At 43.7% G+C, this 666-nt stretch carries 2 protein-coding genes; both read left to right on the top strand.

What is annotated here, in order from left to right; all coding sequences use genetic code 11:
- The coding region (locus tag N1032_RS25765) for a hypothetical protein (protein ID WP_259543461.1) at positions 1 to 223 on the top strand (223 nt) is incomplete at its 5' end.
- Positions 224 to 290: 67 nt separating this feature from the next.
- A complete protein-coding gene (locus N1032_RS25760) occupies positions 291 to 554 on the top strand; it encodes a hypothetical protein (protein ID WP_259543459.1) in 264 nt (87 codons plus the stop codon).
- The last annotated feature ends 112 nt before the right edge of the window (positions 555 to 666 follow it).

Raw genomic sequence — 666 nt, 5'->3', positions numbered from 1 at the left:
AACTGATTATATCGTTAAACCTACTACTAAAAATCCGGCTCGTGTTAAAACTCCGCGTTGGTTAGTTATCGCCCTTGTAGCTGGTTTCCTTGCCTCTTGTTACGTTGGCAACACTAAAGCAGCAGATACACAAGTTTCTTTCGGTGGCGCTCAATACGTCCAGACAGGCGAAGCGCAAAGCACCGATAGCGGCGCAAGCATTAACTTTAGTTTCTCATTCTAAGAGAAGGTTTTACATAGGGTACACAACGCCCTAGATAAAATCTTCTTTCACTCTTGAGGCTATAAAAATGAATACTGTTAAATCTAATCCTATGCGTAATGCTAACGTTGATTCACTCGTTAAGCAGTTCAAATTTGCGGCTAAACGTTTCGGCGTTAAGTCTGTTGAAGCGGAAACAATAGCGGCTAAGTTGGCAATCCTTGCGCCTCATCTGTTCAAAGCAGCGCATACAATCGGCAACGTTAAAGCCAGTAGCAACGGCGCACCGCGTATCAGTGCAGAACGCATGATGCAATTTAGTGCAGACTCTAACGCAATTGATAGAAACTAATTGTTGACTATGCCACGGAAAGGCGTAAACTATCCCTATCGAAACAACGTAGCGGAGTAAAAATCATGGGCGCATCATTCAAGTCAACCAAAGCACCAACAGCTTTACCAAC

This window comes from Herbiconiux daphne, from assembly GCF_024979295.1.
Taxonomy (GTDB): Bacteria; Actinomycetota; Actinomycetes; order Actinomycetales; family Microbacteriaceae; genus Herbiconiux; species Herbiconiux daphnes.
This window is presented reverse-complemented; position numbering and strand designations above follow the sequence as displayed.

Coding starts and splice junctions, on each gene's coding strand:
- N1032_RS25760 (WP_259543459.1), top strand. CDS start 291: ATGAATACTGTTAAATCTAATCCTATGCGTAATGCTAACGTTGATTCA.